The 18,430-nt window shown below is 62.8% G+C and carries 13 protein-coding genes; 6 read left to right on the top strand and 7 right to left on the bottom strand.

What is annotated here, in order from left to right:
* Positions 1 to 60: 60 nt before the first annotated feature.
* The 4 genes from BLQ77_RS26220 to BLQ77_RS26215 all read right to left on the bottom strand — a co-directional run bounded on the left by BLQ77_RS26220 (position 61) and on the right by BLQ77_RS26215 (position 9,749).
* Complete coding sequence (locus tag BLQ77_RS26220; RefSeq protein ID WP_242661876.1) at positions 61 to 8,685, bottom strand: glycoside hydrolase family 94 protein; 8,625 nt, start codon at positions 8,683 to 8,685, stop codon at positions 61 to 63.
* Between the two features lie 96 nt (positions 8,686 to 8,781).
* Complete coding sequence (locus BLQ77_RS29760) at positions 8,782 to 8,913, bottom strand: hypothetical protein (RefSeq protein WP_278184735.1); 132 nt, start codon at positions 8,911 to 8,913, stop codon at positions 8,782 to 8,784.
* Positions 8,914 to 8,922: 9 nt separating this feature from the next.
* Positions 8,923 to 9,315 (bottom strand): hypothetical protein, encoded by a 393-nt coding sequence (locus BLQ77_RS28545; protein WP_131822068.1) that lies wholly within the window; start codon positions 9,313 to 9,315, stop codon positions 8,923 to 8,925.
* Positions 9,312 to 9,749: a restriction endonuclease subunit S domain-containing protein gene (locus BLQ77_RS26215; RefSeq protein ID WP_131822067.1), complete on the bottom strand. Its 438-nt coding sequence runs from the start codon at positions 9,747 to 9,749 to the stop codon at positions 9,312 to 9,314. The genes BLQ77_RS28545 and BLQ77_RS26215 overlap by 4 nt, the downstream gene beginning before the upstream one ends.
* A gap of 592 nt (positions 9,750 to 10,341) precedes the next feature.
* Between BLQ77_RS26215 and BLQ77_RS26210 the strand changes: the two genes are divergently transcribed.
* Genes BLQ77_RS26210 through BLQ77_RS26195 form a run of 4 tightly spaced genes read left to right on the top strand, consistent with a single transcriptional unit; the run spans position 10,342 to position 13,886 of the window.
* Entirely contained in the window at positions 10,342 to 10,671 is a 330-nt protein-coding gene (locus BLQ77_RS26210) for a plasmid mobilization protein (protein ID WP_089964061.1), read from the top strand.
* On the top strand, positions 10,665 to 12,209 hold the full coding sequence (locus BLQ77_RS26205; RefSeq protein ID WP_089964060.1) for a relaxase family protein: 1,545 nt from the start codon (positions 10,665 to 10,667) through the stop codon (positions 12,207 to 12,209). Before BLQ77_RS26210 ends, BLQ77_RS26205 begins: the two co-directional genes overlap by 7 nt.
* Complete coding sequence (locus tag BLQ77_RS29560) at positions 12,193 to 12,834, top strand: hypothetical protein (protein WP_242661875.1); 642 nt, start codon at positions 12,193 to 12,195, stop codon at positions 12,832 to 12,834. The genes BLQ77_RS26205 and BLQ77_RS29560 overlap by 17 nt, the downstream gene beginning before the upstream one ends.
* The gene (locus BLQ77_RS26195; protein WP_089964058.1) at positions 12,834 to 13,886 is read left to right on the top strand and encodes a TrbL/VirB6 family protein; all 1,053 of its coding nucleotides are present in this window, start codon (positions 12,834 to 12,836) and stop codon (positions 13,884 to 13,886) included. The genes BLQ77_RS29560 and BLQ77_RS26195 overlap by 1 nt, the downstream gene beginning before the upstream one ends.
* A gap of 92 nt (positions 13,887 to 13,978) precedes the next feature.
* On the opposite strand, the gene BLQ77_RS26190 is transcribed toward BLQ77_RS26195, so the two are convergent.
* The 3 genes from BLQ77_RS26190 to BLQ77_RS26180 all read right to left on the bottom strand — a co-directional run bounded on the left by BLQ77_RS26190 (position 13,979) and on the right by BLQ77_RS26180 (position 16,974).
* Positions 13,979 to 14,578: a hypothetical protein gene (locus BLQ77_RS26190; protein ID WP_089964057.1), complete on the bottom strand. Its 600-nt coding sequence runs from the start codon at positions 14,576 to 14,578 to the stop codon at positions 13,979 to 13,981.
* 1,211 nt (positions 14,579 to 15,789) lie between these two features.
* Positions 15,790 to 16,140: an EthD domain-containing protein gene (locus tag BLQ77_RS26185; RefSeq protein ID WP_089964056.1), complete on the bottom strand. Its 351-nt coding sequence runs from the start codon at positions 16,138 to 16,140 to the stop codon at positions 15,790 to 15,792.
* A gap of 12 nt (positions 16,141 to 16,152) precedes the next feature.
* Positions 16,153 to 16,974, bottom strand: a complete 822-nt coding sequence (locus BLQ77_RS26180; RefSeq protein WP_207545907.1) for an antibiotic biosynthesis monooxygenase — start codon at positions 16,972 to 16,974, stop codon at positions 16,153 to 16,155.
* Positions 16,975 to 17,115: 141 nt separating this feature from the next.
* Here BLQ77_RS26180 and BLQ77_RS26175 point away from each other — a divergent pair, with 141 nt between their 5' ends.
* Together BLQ77_RS26175 and BLQ77_RS29140 are read left to right on the top strand one after the other, a co-directional pair.
* Positions 17,116 to 17,832 (top strand): IclR family transcriptional regulator, encoded by a 717-nt coding sequence (locus BLQ77_RS26175; protein ID WP_089964054.1) that lies wholly within the window; start codon positions 17,116 to 17,118, stop codon positions 17,830 to 17,832.
* 338 nt (positions 17,833 to 18,170) lie between these two features.
* A partial coding sequence (locus BLQ77_RS29140; protein WP_207545906.1) for a hypothetical protein occupies positions 18,171 to 18,430 on the top strand: 260 nt, incomplete at its 3' end.

Here is an 18,430-nt window from a genome sequence, read left to right as displayed (position 1 = left end):
TCGGCTGCAATGCGGTCACCCGGCGTCGGGTCGGTTGAATGGCTTCGGTTGGACAGGCAGTCAGTCCGGCGGGATCGGGAGCGCAGAGCTGTCGATTTCGGCTGCCGCCTCAGTTGACGCGATGGGGCCGAGAGTCAGGGTCAGGTCGTGAGACCCGCCGTCGAGCGGCAGGAACACCACCGGCCCGGCCGTGATGGGCTGGCCATCCAGCGTGGCTCTCGGATGATCCGCTCTCACGATCCGGATCCTGCACGACGTGCCCGCCACCCTCAGCGTCATGGAAAACCCCGGCCAGTCGGGTGGTATGGCGGGGGCGATCCGCAGGCGGTCGCCGTTCCGGGTCACGCCGAGGATACCTTCGACGGCCGCGCGGTGCATCCACGCGGCCGAGCCCGTGTACCAGCTCCAGCCGCCGCGTCCGATATGCGGTGCAACGGAATAGACATCGGCGGCCACGGCGTAGGGTTCCGTCCTGTAGCGCTGTACGTCCTCGGGCGTCCGGGCGTGATTGATCGGATTGAGCATCGCGAAGAGCTCCGCAGCGCGCGCTCCATTCCCCAGTCGCGCCCAAGCCAGAATGGCCCACATCGCGGCATGGCTGTACTGCCCGCCATTCTCGCGCAGCCCCGGCGGATAGCCGGCGATGTAGCCCGGGTCCTGCGAGCCCGAGTCGGGACCGATCCCGAAGGGCGGCGTGAACAGCCGCGCCAGATCGTTTTCGCGATCGACCAGAAGGCAGTCGACGGACTCCATCGCGCGCCGCGCGCGATCGGGATCTGCCTGTCCGGACAGCACCGCCCAGCTTTGCGGGATCGAGTCGATGCAACAGGCCGGGGAGCCGGCCGCCCCCAGCCATGTTCCGTCATCGAAGGTCGCGCGGCGGTACCAGTCTCCATCCCAGGTATTGGTCTCCATGGAGAGGCGCAGCGTTTCGGCCTGCTCGCGCCAGCGCCGTGACCGGGCCGGATCGCGCTTTTCCGCAAGCGGCACGAAGGCGCCGAGCGTCTGCAGCAGCAGCCAGCCCAGCCAGACGCTTTCGCCGCGGCCGGCGGCGCCGACGCGGTTCATCCCGTCGTTCCAGTCGCCGCTGCCGATCAATGGCAGACCGTGCTCCCCGGTCAGGCTGAGCGCGCGGTCCAGTCCCAGGGCACAGTGATCGAACAGCGACGCGCCGTGGCCTGCATCGTCGGGCAGGAAGAATGCGTCGTACTCGCTCTCTCCGAGGCGATGTCCTTCGAGGAAGGGCACCTGTTCGTCCAGAACCGCCCTGTCGCCCGTACACGTCACATAGGCGGCGACAGCATGGCCGAGCCAAACGCAATCGTCGGAAATACGCGTCCGCACCCCCTGGCCGGTATGCGGCAGCCACCAGTGCTGCACGTCGCCTTCCGGGAACTGGCGGGCGGCGGCCCGCAGCAGATGCGCGCGGGTGCGGTCGGGGCGCGTCAGCATGAAGGACATGTTGTCCTGCAGCTGGTCGCGGAACCCGTAGGCGCCGCTTGCCTGGTAGAAGGCCGCACGCGCCTCGATCCGGCAGGCGAGCGCCTGATAGGGCAACCAGCCGTTGACCATGATATCCATCGCCCGGTCCGGCGTCTCGATCCGGAGATCGCCCAGCGTGTCGTCCCAATAGGTCTGTACCGCGGCCAGTTCGGCCTGCATGTCGGCGGACCGCAGCCTTTTCAGAAGCAGGACGACCGCCGCCGCGTCTGCGCATTGGCCAAGGAGATGGACGAGCTCGATGCTTTCACCAGGGGCCAGGGTCAGGGTCTTCATCATCGCGAGGCAGGGATCGAGCCCCGCACCGACCCGCCCCGACATGACGGCGCCCCGGCGTAGTGCGGCGGGATCGGCATGGCTGCCGCCCGAGCCCAGAAATTCGGTGCGATCTCCTGTCCAGGCCTCGGCCGGACCGGAAGGCGCGTTGAACGCCGCGAACATCACCCGGCCGGGAAAGGCGGTGTTCCACGGATTCTGGACCAGAAGCGCGCCAGTTTCCGGCTCGTGCGAGGTCACGAGGAGCGGGGCCGAGGCGGCGCGCGATTGACCCATGACGGGTTCGCTATAGGTGACGACGCTTAGCCTCCGGGGTTGCGTCCCTGTATTGCGCAGGAACAGCCGCGAGACCCTGACCGGATCTGCGCGCGGCACGAACTGGACCAATTCGCAGTCGATGCCATTCGCCTGATGCTCGAACTGGCTGTAGCCGAAGCCGTGTCGCACGATGTGCGGACCGGCCCCTGCAGAGAGCGGCAGAGGGTGCGCAGTCGGTGAAAACAACACGCCGCTGTCGTCGTCTCGGATGTAGATTGCCTCACCCGGAGGGTCTGCCACAGCATCATTGGACCAGGGCGTTAGCTGGTTGTCGCGGCTGTTCTCGGCCCAGGTAAAACCGCTGCCGCTGGCCGACACCTGGAATCCGAAGTCCGGATTGGCGATCACGTTGATCCATGGGGCAGGCGTACTGTCCGGTGGGCCAAGGCGGATGACATACTCTCGCCCCTCCCGGTCGAACCCGCCTATACCATTGAAGAACTCGAGTTCCGGGCGGTCGGACAGCGGCCTGGCCTCGTCCCGCTGCGGAGCGTTCCTCTCCCGTCTGTTCGCGCGCAGTCGGAGCGCATTGGCGGGTTGCGGGGCGGGGCCAATCTGTCGCGTGTCTGCGGTCATGGTGTCAGCCGTAACGGGATCGGCAAGAAGGGTGTCGAGCTGTTCGCCGATCATGCCGCGCCGGGCCAGCATCACCACCCGCGCTGCAGCCAGGAGAAGCGCCCGCGTATCTGGTGCGATCAGGTCGGAGCGCAGCGCAAACACGGCGCCCCGGACCGGTCGCGTGTCGTCGCCGGGACGGGAATGGCTGCTGCGCAAGGCGATGTCGATGGCGGTCTGCAGATCCTTGACATAGGAGGCAGGGTGCTCGTTGAGGATCACCAGATCGACCGCAAGCTGCCTTCCCAGCCAGTACTCATGGGCCTGTAGCAAGGCACGAACCTGTCCGATATCGGCGGGATCGTCGATGCGCAGCACCACGATCGGCAAATCGCCGGAAATCGCGAGCGGCCAAAGGCCGGATTGACGTCCGGCGCCCCGTATCAAGGTGGCAGACGGCAGGCGGAAACGGCGATCATGATAGAGGACAGGGGCGGCCAGGCGTTGGAAGTCGGCGGCTTCGGTCGGCGAGATGCCTAGATGGCGCAATTGCACCTGAGCCTGGGTCCAGGCCAAGGTCCGTGCGCGGTCATAGGCGCTGCGGTCGTGATGCCGGTCGATCAGATCCATCAGCGCTTCGCGGCTGTCGGCAGCCACCATCCAGACCAGGATCCGGGCGGTGCGCCCAGGCGCGATCAGGAGCCGGTCGCGCAATGCAAAAACCGGATCCAACACCGTGCCAGTGGTCCCGGCAAGAGGCGCCGGATCGGTTATGACTTGCGGTTGGGTCTGATCATGATCGCGGCCGAAAGCGCTGTTGCGATCACTGTCATATTGCAGCGGCGCGACGGTCGTCCCCTCGACCACGGTGAACTGCGCCACCCAGATTTCCGGTTCCTCTGGGCTGCGCCGCCTGCGCCACGCAATCAACGCGCCGTATTCGGGCAGAAACTCGGTCTCAACGAACATCCGCGAGAAGGCCGGGTGCGCCTGTTCGGAGGCCGGATCCGCCAGCGTTAATTCGACGTAGGACGTTACATCCAGTTCCCGGGGTTTGCGCCCGCCATTGGTCACCGACAGGCGTCGCACCTCCGCATCCGCCTCGCCCGAGACGAGAACATCCAGCACCGCTTCGAGCTGGCCGGTCCGGGCGGTGAAAGTCGCGTGATCCTCGAAGAACTGCACGTCCTCCGCGTCGGCGGTATCCGGCGCGCCAGGTCCGAACCTCTGGTCAGAGCCGTCCGAGAGATTCCGGATATGGAGGATGGCGCCATGCGGATCCCGGGTCGCGTCCTCGCGCCAGCGGGTGAGCGCGATATCGCCCCAGCGGCTGTAACTGCCGCCCGTGGCGGTCAGCATCACCGCGTAGCGTCCATTCGACATGAGATGGGTGACCTTGGGTCCGCCCGGGCAACCGGCGATACGGCGGCCCCGGTCCGCCTCCGATGTCGTGGACCCGCGGGGCGTGGCGTCCTCAACCGGCGGCAAGGCACGGTCGATATCACGGGGAAGCCGTTCCTGCAGAAGCAGTTCGCTGGCATGGATCATCGGTTCATGGTGGAACCTCTGGCGCATCAGGCCGCCGGTCAGGGCGTTGGCGATGGCCACGATGGTCATCCCCTGATGATGGGCCATGTAGCTTTGCACCACGGCAACGCGGCGGCCCGGCAGCACACGGTCGGGGGTGAAGTCGAGTGCTTCATAGAAGCCACAGAGCCCAAGCCCACCTATAGCCTCCAGGTCCTCGTAGTTCCGCCGTGCAGCACCGGGATTCAGCATCGCGGCCAGCCCGGTCGCATAGGGCGCGACCACCAGATTCCCCGCAAGCCCGCGCTTGAGCCCAAGTCCCGGCACACCGAAGGTGGAATACTGATAGTTGAAATCCACATCCCGTGCGTTGAAGCCGGATTCCGAAATGCCCCACGGGACGCCTTGGGCCCGTCCGTAGGCGATCTGTCTCTCGACGACCAGTCGACAGGTGTGACCCAGCTGACCGCCTTCGGGTTCTTGCATCACCAGTCCAGGCATCAGGTATTCGAATATCGAGCCGGCCCAGGAGACGAGAACGGCGCCGCCACGGGTTGCGGTGACCGTCCGCCCCAGACGGAACCAGTGACGCAGCGGCAGATCCTGTTTGGCGACGGCGAAGAGACTGGCCAGACGCGCCTCGGAGGCCAGGAGGTCATAGCAGGAAGGGTCGAGAGTGTTCTCGTGGGTCGAGTAGCCGATGGACAGCAGCTTGCGCTCGGGGTCGAGCAGGAAGCCGAAGTCCATGTCCACTGCGAGCCTGCGGGCCTGCGCTCCCAGCCGATGCAATTCTGCGGCCAGGGCGGCATGGTCGGCCTCGCTCAATGCGGCATCTGTCGCGGCTTCAGCCAAGCCGTCGCGAAGCAAGGACAGCCATCGGGGGGCATGGGAGGGCATAGCCTCCGGCGTCGGAGTGGCAAGTTCGGCCTTGGCCGCCAGGCGTTGCAGGAAGGGCCAGTTCACTTCAGCCTGTTTCAGGCCATCGCGTAGCGATCCGATCGCCTCGGAGCAGGAGGCACTGAGCGGGGACTTTAGCCGCTCTGCGTCACGCTCCACCAGATCAAGAAGATCGGTCAGCCCCTGAGATCTCTGAAGTGGCGTCGCGCCGGAATGCGCGGCCCAGTCCTCGCAGGCGTTGGCCAGTGCGATCAGGTGGCCGGCCAGATTGCCGCTGTCCACCGACGAGACATAGGGCGGGTCGAGAACCCTGCTGTCTCGCGTGTCGTACCAGTTGTAGAAATGCCCCTTTACCCGCGGCAGCGTTTGCATCGTGCCAAGGGTTGCGGCGATCCGGTTGGTTGTCTGACGCAGGCCGATCCAGCCGAGATCGCAGGCCGTGACAGTGGACAGCAGGTAAAGCCCCATATTTGTGGGCGACGTGCGGTGCGCAAGCGTCGCGTGTGGCTGCTCCTGAAAGTTGTCGGGGGGCAGATGGCTGTCTTCTGGCGTGACGAAGATCTCGAAATAGTGCCATGTCCTGCGTGCGATCAGGCGCAATTCTTGGGCGTCCTGCGGGGTAAGGGCGGCGTCGGGTTGTGCGCGGGAAGGCTGACTGACCCGAAAGGCGATGAGCGGCGCGGCAAGCCAGAGGGCTGCAAAGGGCAGGATCAGGGGGAGCGAACCGGGGGCGGACAAGCCGGCCAGGCCTGTGGCTGACAGTCCCAGCAGGATCCCCGGCGCCATGGCCCGTAAGAATCCCCGCAGATCGGGGCGCGGAGCGGCCGAGGCCGAGGCCGCAGTGGTCCATTCCAGGAGATGCCGCCGTGAAACCGTCAGTCGCCAAAGTGTGCGGGCGATGGCATCGAGCGCGCGCCAGGCGGCGTCGGCGAGAAAGCTGACCGCCAGCCCGGTTTGCAGCACAGCGAGCGACAGGTCTTCCTGCATCAGGCGCAGGTGGTTGCCCATGTGAAGGCGGCGCTGATGCGGAACGGCGGAAAGGGCTGCGTGCAGGAAAGCGGGCAGGCTCAGGGCGACCAGCGCCAGAGCCGTCGCCAGCAAGGCCGCCGGGCCAGGCAGAAGCCACCCCAGTGTCAACAGGACAAGCGTAGCCGGGGCCAATAACGAGCGGCGCAGCGTATCCAGCACCTTGACCCGTCCCAGCGCGCCCAGCCCGCCTTTCCGGCCAAGCCAGGGCAGCAGTTGCCAGTCGCCGCGACACCAGCGATGGATGCGCCGCGCGGCGAGGTCCTGCCGGTCGGGGAAGGACTCGATCAGTTCCACGTCGGAGACGAGCCCGGCCCGGGCGAATATGCCTTCAAGCAGGTCATGGCTGAGAAGGGCGTTTTCGGGCACGCGCCCGGCCATCGCCTCCTGGAAGACATCGACGTCGTAGATGCCCTTGCCGGTAAATGAGCCCTCGCCGAAGAGATCCTGATAGACGTCCGACGCAGCTGCAGCGTAGGGATCCATCCCGCCCGGACCCGAGGTCGCGCGCTGAAACGCCGTGCCGTGCCGTGCCGGGCTCAGGGCGGGCGTGATCCTCGGCTGTAGAATGGCGTGACCAGCACTGACCCGGCTGAGGGCCGGATCGAAGATCGGCTGGTTCAGCGGGTGCGCCATCTTGCCGATCAGCCGTAGGCCCGCGTCACGCGGCATCCGGGTGTCGGAATCGAGCGTCAGGACGTAGCGCACTTCGGGGGGCACGGCTGGCACATGACCATCTGCCGTCCGGTAGTCGGTATCATCGGCACCGCGCAACAGACGGTTGAGATCGTGCAGCTTGCCGCGTTTGCGTTCCCATCCCATCCAAATCTGTTCGGCGGCGTTGTAACGGCGGTCACGATGCAGGTGCAGAAAGCGGGCACCGGCGGGACCCGCGCCGTAGACCTGGTTCAGTCTGGCAATCTCGAGTTCGATCAATGCGATAAGCGGCGCATCTTCCTGCATGTGCTGTCCGGGGGCATCCAGTCCATCGGTCAGGATGGCAAAAGTGACGTCTCCGTGTGCGCCCGAGAGATAATGTACCTCCAGCCCTTCGAGCTGTTCGGTCAGGTCTGCGCCATTTGTCAGCATTGTCGGCACAACCACGAGCGTGCGCAGTGAAGACGGCACGCCGCTCTCAAGTGCCAGTCCCGGCAGTGCCGTGGCAGGTACGGCCCAGGCCACCATGCGATCAACGATAAGTTGAGCGACGGCACTGGCCGGGATGCCCGCTGCGAGAAGCCAGAGCGCGAGCACAGTCCACGACACGGATGGGTCGGAAAGAGCCACCAGACTCCATGCGCTCAGCGCGATTAGCCCAAGAGTGACACAAAGAATGCTGCCAAGGTATCCCGCGAGACCGGGTCGGAACTGCGGGCGGTGCCATCCTCTGTAGCGATAGCCGACCTGGCGTTCGAACGCCTCCCGGCCCTCGGCGAGGAGATGCCAGCCCGGGTCGCTCTTCCGCAGGATTTCCGCCTCGGAAATCCGGTCGCCATCCGCCTCCGGTGCAGCCACCGCCGTCGCCAGCACCTGCTCGGCCAGATCCAATTCGCTGTGGTCACTGTGACGAGCGAGATCCTCGAGTGCATCGCGGTACAGGTTGCGGCTGGCGAAATCCATCGCGGAAAATCCCGGATGCTCCCGCAGCTTCGCATCGACCAGGCTGACACTTTCAAAGAGCTCCGGCCAGTCCGTCTCAGCGATCGTGCGCAGGCTGGTGATGACGTTTCGAACGGTGACGTTCGAGGCGCCCTGACGCTCCTGTGCATGCCGGACTGCCAGATCGACATTCGACCCCTGCCTGATCAACCGATCCTCCAGCCAACCGATGGCCGGTGTCGTGACAGGGTCGCAATCACGTAGCCGCTTCGCCAACTGCGCGGCAAAGATCTCGGAAAGTGGCTCGGACGTGCCAATATCTGCAGGCATTCCGATCCCGGTCTGGCCGGCCTCCAGGAGCCGATCCGCAAGGGCATCCGCCGACAGGCGCATCCTGTGAGCGAAGGTGATCTGGTCGGCCAGCCGCCGCAGGTTTTCCAGAAGGACGAGGCGGAGCGTTATCGGAACCGCCCAGAGCTCTCCAATGGTCAGGGGCTGCACCTCCTGATAGGCGTGCAGAAAGCGGGACAGTGCGGGGGCATCGAGATGGCTGTCCGTATGCGCGACATAGGCCCAGATCAATTCGAACACTCGCGGATAACCGTGAAACGGCCCTTGGGCGAGTTTCGGCAGAAGCCTGTAGTAGCTGGGCGGCAAATCCGTACGGCAGTCGCGCACCTGCGCCTCGACCCTGTGAAAATTGTCCACCAGCCATTGGGCGGCCGGGACAATAGGTTTTCCCGCCGCCAACTCTGAGAGACAGGCCTTGCGAGTGGCCCTAAGCGCCGTCGCATTATCGTCCAGTCGCTGGCGCAGTGATGCGACACGCGGTGCAGAGGCGCAGATACGCTGCACCGCGGCCAGGCTGGCGGCATGTTGCTCCAGCCTTTCGATACCGAAAAGCTCCGCGCGCACCGGCGCGACGCTCTTCCAGGGTGAGGTGCGGGTGCCGCGGAGGTTGAGTTGAGGTAGCGCCCAGGCACTCATTCTAGAATCCTGTCGGCAAGTGGGCAATTTTGCCGACTTGCCGCTTGGCTGCACGATCTGCGACCAGGCCAAGGCGATCACACAAGACGAGCCGGATCAGGCCTTTTTCCCCTTCGGCTTTGTGTCGATCGTCAGGCCCTTGCTGAAGGACGGCGCCGGCGCCGGATCAGCCTTCTTCTGCTTCGGTTTCTTGTCTTCTCGGCCGCGACGGCTTTTGCCCTTCGCCATGGTGTTCTCCTAAGTGCCTTGTGTACGTGGGAAATTCTCTAGCCTCGATGAGGCGAAAACCGCATGCGCCGCGGGCCAGGGTTCCGAGGGCCACGCACGTCCGCATCGGTGCAATTTGAGAGTATCGCCGAGGTCAGCCGCTTCCATGCTGATCCAGATCAGCGTTCGGCGAAGAGTTTTTTGCTGTGTGTCTCTATGAATGGTCCTGAGACAAGTCTGTCCGGCAACAATGCCATCGAGATCGCGCAACATGACCACAGCGCAGGAGAGATCCTCTGCATCGGTAAGGGCCGGCAACCAGAACCGGATGACTTCTTTCAAGTCGTCGACAATCCCTGCATCATGCCCCGACAGGCGCCATCGCGGAACAGGAGCGAGCAAGTTGATGATGTCTTCGCTCATGCCATCGCCTCCATCTCGTCCCGGGCCACGCCGACCCGGAGGTCGCCCGACATGAGGCGGGGCAGGAGCGTGTCGCGGAGGGTGGCGAGGGTTTGGTTTTCGACCTCGATGCTTTCCTTTCGGGCAAACATCGGTTTCGCGGCCGCATCGAACGCTTCAACGACGGAGTGGGGCGGAACCAGAACTTCCGGGAGTTCCAGCGCGTCCATCGGCAACATGTTGACGGTGGTGCCGTTTGAGTAGGACCGGATCTCTTGACCCTTGGGCGACACGCTGAGCAAGAGGTAGAGCCATTCACGGCTGAGCGCCGACTTTGCCTTCGGTTCAACCTTGTAGATGTGCTGGCTGAACAACCCGGTTGGGCCGAAGAAATGCGGCACGAGGGCGGAATGGCCCATCAGAAGTAGGTCAAAGCCTTGCTCTGTGTTCGTCACGATCAGGTCGCCGGGAACGATCTCGTGGCGCGGTTTGAAGTCACCGCGGTAATACTTGATCCCGGCGGTCTTGTAGGCGTCGGAACAAGACCACCTGCCGACAGCAATTCGAGCGGGCCATCGAGGACGGCACGACCGCCGAGGAATTTATCTGCGCAGTCAATGCCTATGCGACCGAGACCGAAGGCTACACCCGCTCGAAGGTATGCTTCTCCGACAACTGGTTTCGGGACAGGCGTTGGCAACGATTTGTCGAGGAGGCCCGTGAAGCGCAGGTCGACGCCGCCGAACTTGAGGGAAAGCACTTTCGCCAGCTTGCCGGCTGGGTCCGCGAGCGCAATTGGATGTGCCAGCACATCTCGCGCAATCAGGCTGGTGAGCTGCTGTTGCGCGGTCTGGTTTCGGAACCGGAGCTTCGCCGTGCGGAGGTGGCATGGTGACTTCGAACATCAAGCAGTCTGAGCAAAGAGCAAGGCGACCCGGTTCTAGGTCTTCGACCGTTGAACCGGGGCCTTGCGAGGGGCGGCAAGCCTCCCCTTCGAACCCCAACCGGACCGCGCGGGGCGCGGTCCCCTCGGAGAAGCAGGAAGCCGTGTTCTTCTACTGCTCCTCCGAGGAAAAGGCGCTGATCCGGCAGGCGGCTGCGGATCGCGGGCTGTCCATGTCCGCCATGCTTCGGCAACTCGCCACCGGCGCGGCTCCGAAGCGGCGCAGGGTCGCGCCCCGTGTCGATCCCGCGCTCGTTCTGGCCGTGTCCCGCTATGGCGGGAACCTCAACCAGATTGCGCGGTGGCTGAACACGGCGACCCGCGCGGGCCGGGCCAGCGAGATCGAGGCCCTGCGCGTGGCGGCGGCGCTGGTCGGCATCGAGCGGCGGTTGGCGGAGATCATCGCCCAGCACCGGAGGCCGCCCGGATGCTGATCAAGTTCTTCCCCAACGGCAAGGGCGGCGGTGCGGGACCGGTCGAATACCTGACCGCCCGCACCGTATTTGCCTATGACGACAACCGCGATCTGATCCGCGATGCGTCTGGCCAGCCCATGACCGTGACGCGCGAACCGCTGCCGGAGGTCGTCCGCGGCGATCCCCAGGGCATGACCGACCTGATCGACGCCTGCCCGCACAAATGGACCTATCGCGCCGGCGTCGTCAGCTTCGCCCGCGAGGACGCCCCCACCGAGGACCAGCAGCAGGAGGTGATCGACCGTTTCGAGGAGATCGCCTTCGCCGGGTTCGATGCCGACCGCTACGCCTGCCTTTGGGTGCGCCACACTCATGAGGATCGCGTCGAGCTGCATTTCTGCACGCCACGCATGGAGCTGCACAGCGGGCGTAGCCTCAACATCGCCCCGCCTGGTTATGAACGTGCCTTCGACAGCCTGCGCGACCTGATGAACAAGACCCACGGCTGGGCCGACCCCATGGACGTGGAGCGTGTGGCCGAGGTCAAGCCGGTCACGGAAGCCCCGGACCGCGCCGCCGGGCGCGACGGGCTCCATGCCTGGATCGCCGACCAGATTTCCATGGGGCTGATCGAGGATCGCGCAGGCATGGTCGCCGCCCTGACCGATGCAGGCTTCGAGGTGCCCCGCGCAGGCAAGAATTACCTTACCGTCAAAGACCCCGAGACCGAAGAACGGTTTCGCATGAAGGGAGAAATTTTCCATGAAGACTGGAGAGCCGAAGCAACGGCTGAGCGAGAAGTTGAACGCGGACATGGAGCGGATCAGGGCAGAGAATGCCGCCTCGATCGACACACAGTTGCAGAACTTCAGGACCGATTTGACGGTCATTGCCGAAAACGCGCTGGCTACAATCAAGACCGATACGGAAGGCTACCTGCTGCGCGTGAGGAAGCACCTCATGCGGCAGAGCGCGAACGCAGCTCGACCGGAATGGAAGGCTCTGATGTGGCCGATGCTGGTGGCCTGCTGCCTGATGATCTGCACCGGGATTTCGACCTGGTCAGTCATGACATGGCTGACGCCGAACTTGAACACGATGGGGCTCAGGGTGATCGAGCGGCCGGAGGCGGTCTATCTGATCCCGCGCAGCGGCCGCGCGGCGCTGACACGCTGTTCGCTGGCAGGGGAACCCGTGGACTGTCTGACGATCCCGAAGGAGTGAGTGATGGATGGTCTGACGCCACTCGAACGCGAATTGTTGGGCTACGTCGAGCAGTTGACGGAAGCCTCGAAGGCATCCGCGCAGGAATTGACCGCCTCTGGGCAGGACAGGCGGACGGAGCTGGATGGGTTACGCGGCTCCATGATCGCTTTGCTCAGGTCGCAGCTCTCATTGGTCGAAGCCTTGAACGGCTGGATGCAGGATGGCCCCGACACCGCGCAGGCACCGTCGAAGCTGAAGGACAGCCTGTCGCTGGCGCTGGAGGCGCAGAAGCGCCTCCGGACGCGGTGACAGACGAGATCGAGGAGGACGTGCATGGCCTACGCCATTGAGGGGCAAATCCAGCTCTCCCCCGGACACGCAACACTGAACAAGCAACACGCAACACTGAACAGGGGACAGGGGACAGGCAGTACCGGACACGCGACACGCGACACGCGACACGCGACACGCGACCGTGGCCACTCAACACCGGACAGTCAACACGCAACAGACGACACCGGACAAGCGACAGGCGACACGCAACACCGAACAAACGACGGGAGTAACCGCATGATTTATCGAGCTATCTTATTTCTGGCTTTGACTACCGATCCGGTGATGGCGGACCAGATCGAGTTGAGAAATTCCATCCAATCCGCAGAGACCGACCGCTACGGCTGCGCGATCCGCCCGCGACCGGAACACCTGACCCTTTCCTCCTTCCGCGATAGTTGGCGCTCCGTCGCAGCCGACAAGCTCTACAGCCTGCGCCGCTACCAGCTGGTGCTGGGCACCGGTAGCTGCGATTGCGCGGTGCTTCAGCCGGAATGGTCGATCATCGAGGACGAGTACCAAGGCCTCGGCTTCGCGGACGGACCGTCTTCCACCTACGACGATTGGGCGGATACGGCCTATTTCCCGATGATCTCGGGGCTTCGGAATGCGGTGCGCGATCTGTGTGAGGAGGCGGAATAATGGGTATCGTGACATTTCTCGTGGAAGCGGCGGACGAGGGCCTGGAAACCGTCGCGGAATCCCAATTCGCGGCGATCACCTCGGGGATGGGGGCCGCGGTGATGCTGGCGGCCACGCTGGCGATCATCCTCCTGTTCGTAAACATGGCCTATCAGTTCAAGCCCATGGATATGAACGATCTTATCCCGCTCGTGTTCAAGATCGGCCTGATCAATGCCTTTGCGTTCAACTGGGTGAATTTCAACTTGGTCAGCAATTTTATCACCGATGGCCTCGACAATCTCGCAGGTACGATCCTCGGCTCGATCACGGGAGAGACCGGCGCCGGAGCGGCCTATTTCGCTGAGCGGTTCGATCAAGTACTCGATGATCTGGCCGATCATGCCAATTCCATCGGGGATAGCTTGCCATGGATGGCAGGGGCGTTGCTGAGCGTCTTCTTCACAGCCCTTCTGGCGCTGGTCGGCGGTGCTGCGGGCGTTATCCTGGTGCTGGCCAAGGCAATGGTGGCCTTCCTAATCGGCCTCGCGCCGGTGATGATCGCCATGTCGATTTTCCGCGCGACACAGGACTATTTTCAGCGTTGGCTGGCGGCAATCATCAGCTGGTCGTTCTATCCCGTGGTGATCGCCGGAACGATGTCCGTCATCTTCGGGCTTTTCAGCGTGCTCCAGAGCCGGGTCGGCAGCGCCGATAACCTCGGTAGTATCGGCGCTGCCTTGCCCTTCCTCGCGGTCGTCCTGGTGTCGCTTGGCATGGTCCTTGCCATTCCCGTGATCGTGCGGACTTTGACAGGCGATATCAATTCGGGATGGGCGGCCTCGGCCGTGGGGGCAGGCATCCGCAAGATGACGCAGCCGCAGAGGCCACAGCGAAGGAACCAGTCCCCGACGAACACGACCAGCGCCATGAGTGGAGGGTTGAATGCGGGGTCGGACGCAGCCCGTTCACCTAGATCCGCAACAGATCCCCGCCCTTCGACCGGCACGGGGGCCAAGATGCAACGCATGATGGACCGCGCGGAGCGCCTCAGTGCGGACAAGAAGAAATGATGATGGTTCGACGTCTGACAATCGGGTTGCGGCAAAGGTTTGTGTCCTTTGCCGCCGCAGGGCTGTGAGCATTTCAGCGGCGTTCAATCCCGCTAGCCGCCTGCCTTAATGTCCTTAGCGAGCGCTGTGAATTTTTTAGCACGCTTGCGCAGGTAGTCGGCCTCGCTCTGATCCAGCCGTGTTGCAGTTATCAGTGTGCCCGGCTGGATGTTCAGAATGCCGACTCCTGCCGAATCCGGTTTAGCCAACCTTAGTATAGTTAGCAGCCCTCGCTCCTTCTTCCGTGGCAGCTGTTCTTTTCCAAAATGTAGGAAAATGATGCGTCTCTGATTGTTTGCTTCTGTACGTAAGTACCAGGCCGTTGCGATGTGCAGGCCAGAAATTTCCGCTTCGATAGGGCTGCGGCCCTGCCAAATGAGCGCGTGATCCTCTTTTAAATCCAGATAGTTTTGGCACAAAACCTTGTATCCGGCAGACTTATTTGCGGAAACGTTGGAATGCAGTGATAGAAAATCAGTAGCTGAAATTTTTTGATCTTCGAAAGATATCAAAGCTTCCCGAAACTGCTTGTAGCGATCCTTAGCCGGATCATATGGCAAGTCGAGCTCGTCAATTATGCTTCTGACTTTCGCCTTGTCTTTGCGCTTGTCGCCATACACGAAATCGACGAACTGGCTAACCCTAATCTTCATCGTGCTTTCCTGTTTGGCCCTGTCCGAAACTCTAAGGCTTGGGTGGAGACAAATAAAGAACTATTTGATGAAAGGTGCTTTTAGGAAAGGGCAGCTTCGTCTTGAAGCTTTACGATTCACTCTATCGCAGCGAATGCGTGTGGCGCGTCTTGTGCTCTCGACGCGCTTCAGCCGGGGTCATGGTTTCATCTTTCTCCAAGTATCCTCGGGGGAGTGCCGCTAGGCACGGGGGGCAGACAGCCCCCAGGATAGGCGTCAACCTCCGGACGTGCCGGGCGTCAGAAGTCGCGGGTCGTAATCCGCTGAAACCAAAACGAACTTCCGCTCTTCCGAATCCTTGAGATAAAACGGCCTCTCTATCTGCAATCGCCAAAACATCGTTTTTATGCCGCCTCAGAAAGCCGGTAAAGATCGGACTCTCCTCCGAAGACGGGTTGCAGCCGATCGGCAAGATGATGGTCTGGCGGGCCAGCGTTTCAGCGGAAACACCATCCTCCCATGCGAGTTCACAAAGCCGCCCATAGAGGTCGTATGACAGGTCAAGGAGCAAATCTGGCATCTTGCCATCCATTTGGCTTCAATAGGCTATTACATTGTGGCCAGCAGATACCGCTCGTGGAAGCGGCAAGCCTGTGCATTCGAACTGAAAGTCAGAAGAGGCGCGGCCGACCGCGCCATACCCGTCCGTGAAGGGGGAAGGAGTTTCGGCTTCCTTCCACCTGAAGCGAAATAGACAGGGCCGTGTCCTCGGCTTCGCCTGCGGGCCGCACCGCCCCTGCCGATTTCGCTTCACCCCCATCCTCTCACGCTCGCCGCTCGGCAGGGGTAAGCGGGCGCTTACCCTCCCTTCGATGATGACGAAGGCGCGGGAGCGGAGCGCTCCGTGGATCAATGAAAACGGTGAGAAAACCATGTCGAGACAGGAAAGACTGGAAGCGACACGCATCTTGGCGCGAACATCGTCCGGCTGCCAATTTCGGCCCAGAGCCGACCTTGGGCAGGATCACCGCTGCCGCAGCGCGGCTTCCCCATACCGGACCTTCATGGCACCGCGCAGCATTATCCAGGGCCCCGAGGTCAGCTGTGCGGACAAAGCTGCCGTTCGCTCGACTGCTCAGATTACGCTGCCCCTGAGCAGACACGCGTGAGAAAGGCGGACGGAGCTTGCGCTTTTCCGAGCCCACTCCCCACGACGTGCCCCAATGCTCAGGCTATGCCTTCTCCTCGATGATCTCAGTTTGCTCACCCACGAGGATGAGCGTGTTCTCATGGTCGAGGAAGGTTTTCTCATCGGGGAAGACCTTCTGCTCATAGGTTTCTGAGCCAAGCACGGCTTTCATGCCTTCAGGGCTGTCGAACCAGATTTCGGCGGTGCCGTCGAAGTCGGCCTGCGGGACGGGAAAGTCGCCTTCGGTGGGGTGGGTCTGGATGTAGCGCAGCACATGGGTCTTTGCCTCCGGGATCGAACGAAACAAGGGCCCGTGCGTCTCGCGATGGTGCCGCACGAAGGCCACGTGGTCGATATCTGGATTGCGCTTCAGAAGCATTGTCATCTTGATCATGGTCTTGGTCCTTCAGGGGTGGGGGGTCCAGCGGGGTGCCGGGCTGTCCATGGGCAGGTCGATGCCGCCGGGATAGGTCAGCAGCTCAAACAGCGTGCCCCAGGGCGCGCGGCCGTAAATGCCCGCATTGCCCTCGTTGTCCTCGTTGTTGGCAAGCGGATGCGGGCCCTTCAACAATGTGCCGCCGGCGGCCGTGAAAGCGGCGCATGCCGCATCAATGTCGTCGACGTAGAGGCCGAGATGTGTGAGCCCGAGATCCTGAAGGCGCGCAGGATCGGTCTGTGTCCCGTCCTCCATTCGGAAAAGCTCGAGGCACGGCCCGTTGCCAATCCGCACGAGGCGCATGTGTGTGATCCGTGTGCCTGGCGAAAGACCAAGTTCCGCCTCTGGCCCTTCGCCTTCCATGTCGGGCCCTTCCTTTGGCAACACGTCGTAAAGCGTAACCGCCCCGAATGCGTCGGACATAAAACGGGTCGCGGCCTCAATGTCCGGCACCGTAAGGCCCGCATGGTCCACGGCCCGAATGCCCGGGGCCGAGACCTGTGCGCCGGCAAAGCAGGCAAGGTCGGTCACACTCGAAGCACCTCCTGTGGCAACCTCCTCGAGCGCTGCGTTGAACTCTTGGGTATGGGGTTGGGAAAGATGTGCCTCAAAGGCCGCGTCGTCGCGATATTCTTCAAGCATCACCACCGCACCGCTGCTTTCGCTGAAGGCTTCGAAGCGGATGTTGCCCGCTTCGCGGCGCACCTCCTCGGCCAGCGTTTCCACCAGTGCTGCCAGTCTTTTGGTCTGGCCCACCTTGGGCGTTGCCCGTGCGATCATCGTACGTGTCATGGTCGTCTCCGTCTTGGGATACTGCGCTGCGGCAGTCATTGCGCCAACACGTCCCCGAGACCGTCCGTTCCCTTGGAAGCTGGACTAAATGAATGTTTCGGCTAATTTTTTCTGAAACTTCAGCGATGTGGAAATTTCCCGATGATCCAGTCCGTCACCCGCGCCCTCGAGATGCTCGATACGATCGCCCATGCAGGCGGTGCTGCCTCTCTTGGAGAGATCGCCGAAGGGGCAGGCCTGAAAACGACGACCGCACACAATATCCTGAGAACCCTCCAAAATGCGGGCTACATCCGACGCCGCCCCGGCGACATGCGCTATCATCTCGGGGATCGCATCCTGAACCTTGCCCGGGTGGTAGGCGATGACGATGCCCTGCGCCGCCGGCTGCGCCCCTCTCTGGAGGAGATGGCTACCCGAACCAGTGAAACTGTATTCCTCGCCGTCCCTTCCGGTGACGAGGTATATTTTCTTGACGCGATCGAGAGCCCGCGCACGTTGCGCGCCTCTAGCCAGTGCGGAGAGCGCCAGCCGATGGCAGGCTCAGCCATCGGTCTTCTCTTCCTGGCGTTTCTTCCGGCCCTGCGCCGCCGGATGTTCGACGTCCACACGCCCCGCATCGGTCCGGGGATCTCGGCCGAAATCGACGCGATAGCTGAACGCGGCCATGCTCTTGATCAAGAGAACTGGAGCCCCGGCCTAAATTGCGTTGCCGTCCCCTGGCGCGACGATGGCGAAGTCCGCGCAGGCTTTGGCCTCGCCGGACCGAGCAGCCGACTGACTGCCACCCGGCTGGACGAAATGGCGCAGATCATGCGGGAGCTTGCGTCAGACGCGTCCGCTCCATGTCGGGGCTGACACATGTCGCAAAGGGCTCAAACCGGACTTGCGGCGGCGCAGCACGCAAAACTTGACCTTGCAGGTTGCGGCGCGACCAACCGGATGACTGGTCCCAGCCCGAAGCGGACCAACAGCCAATGGCACGAATCTGCGATAGCTGACCTTGGCCACGCACGTCGCGAACTGGTAAGGTGCGGACTTTGCCGTCGTTGACGCAGACCTTGCTCCAGGTCTGCTTCCGCTCATGCTGCCTCGAAAGACGAACAAGACATTGACAGTCGCCAGCCGCACTTGAGCACGTTAAAATGTTGCCGAAATCGATCCATTGCAGTAGCGGTCGCCCTATGCAAACTAATTTGAATACCGACGAGACTTGTGAAGCGTGCAGACGTCATACCCATGTCGAACGAATAGATGACGACGACACCAATGAGCCTTATCTGGTATGCAATGAATGTGCCCAACGGCTACGACTTCGCGCTTTGCGTCCGTTGGAATGGTTCAACATCGCGTCGAAACACGGATGGCAGAAGTATTTGCTCCATGATGATTTCTATGATGAGGACGGCACTGCGTTACAAGCTGATATGGAGGACTGTTCCACTGACGGTATGTT

The organism is Salipiger thiooxidans (assembly GCF_900102075.1).
Lineage (GTDB): Bacteria > Pseudomonadota > Alphaproteobacteria > Rhodobacterales > Rhodobacteraceae > Salipiger > Salipiger thiooxidans.
Note: the sequence above shows the minus strand (reverse complement) of the source record. Positions and strands in the feature narration are given on the sequence as shown.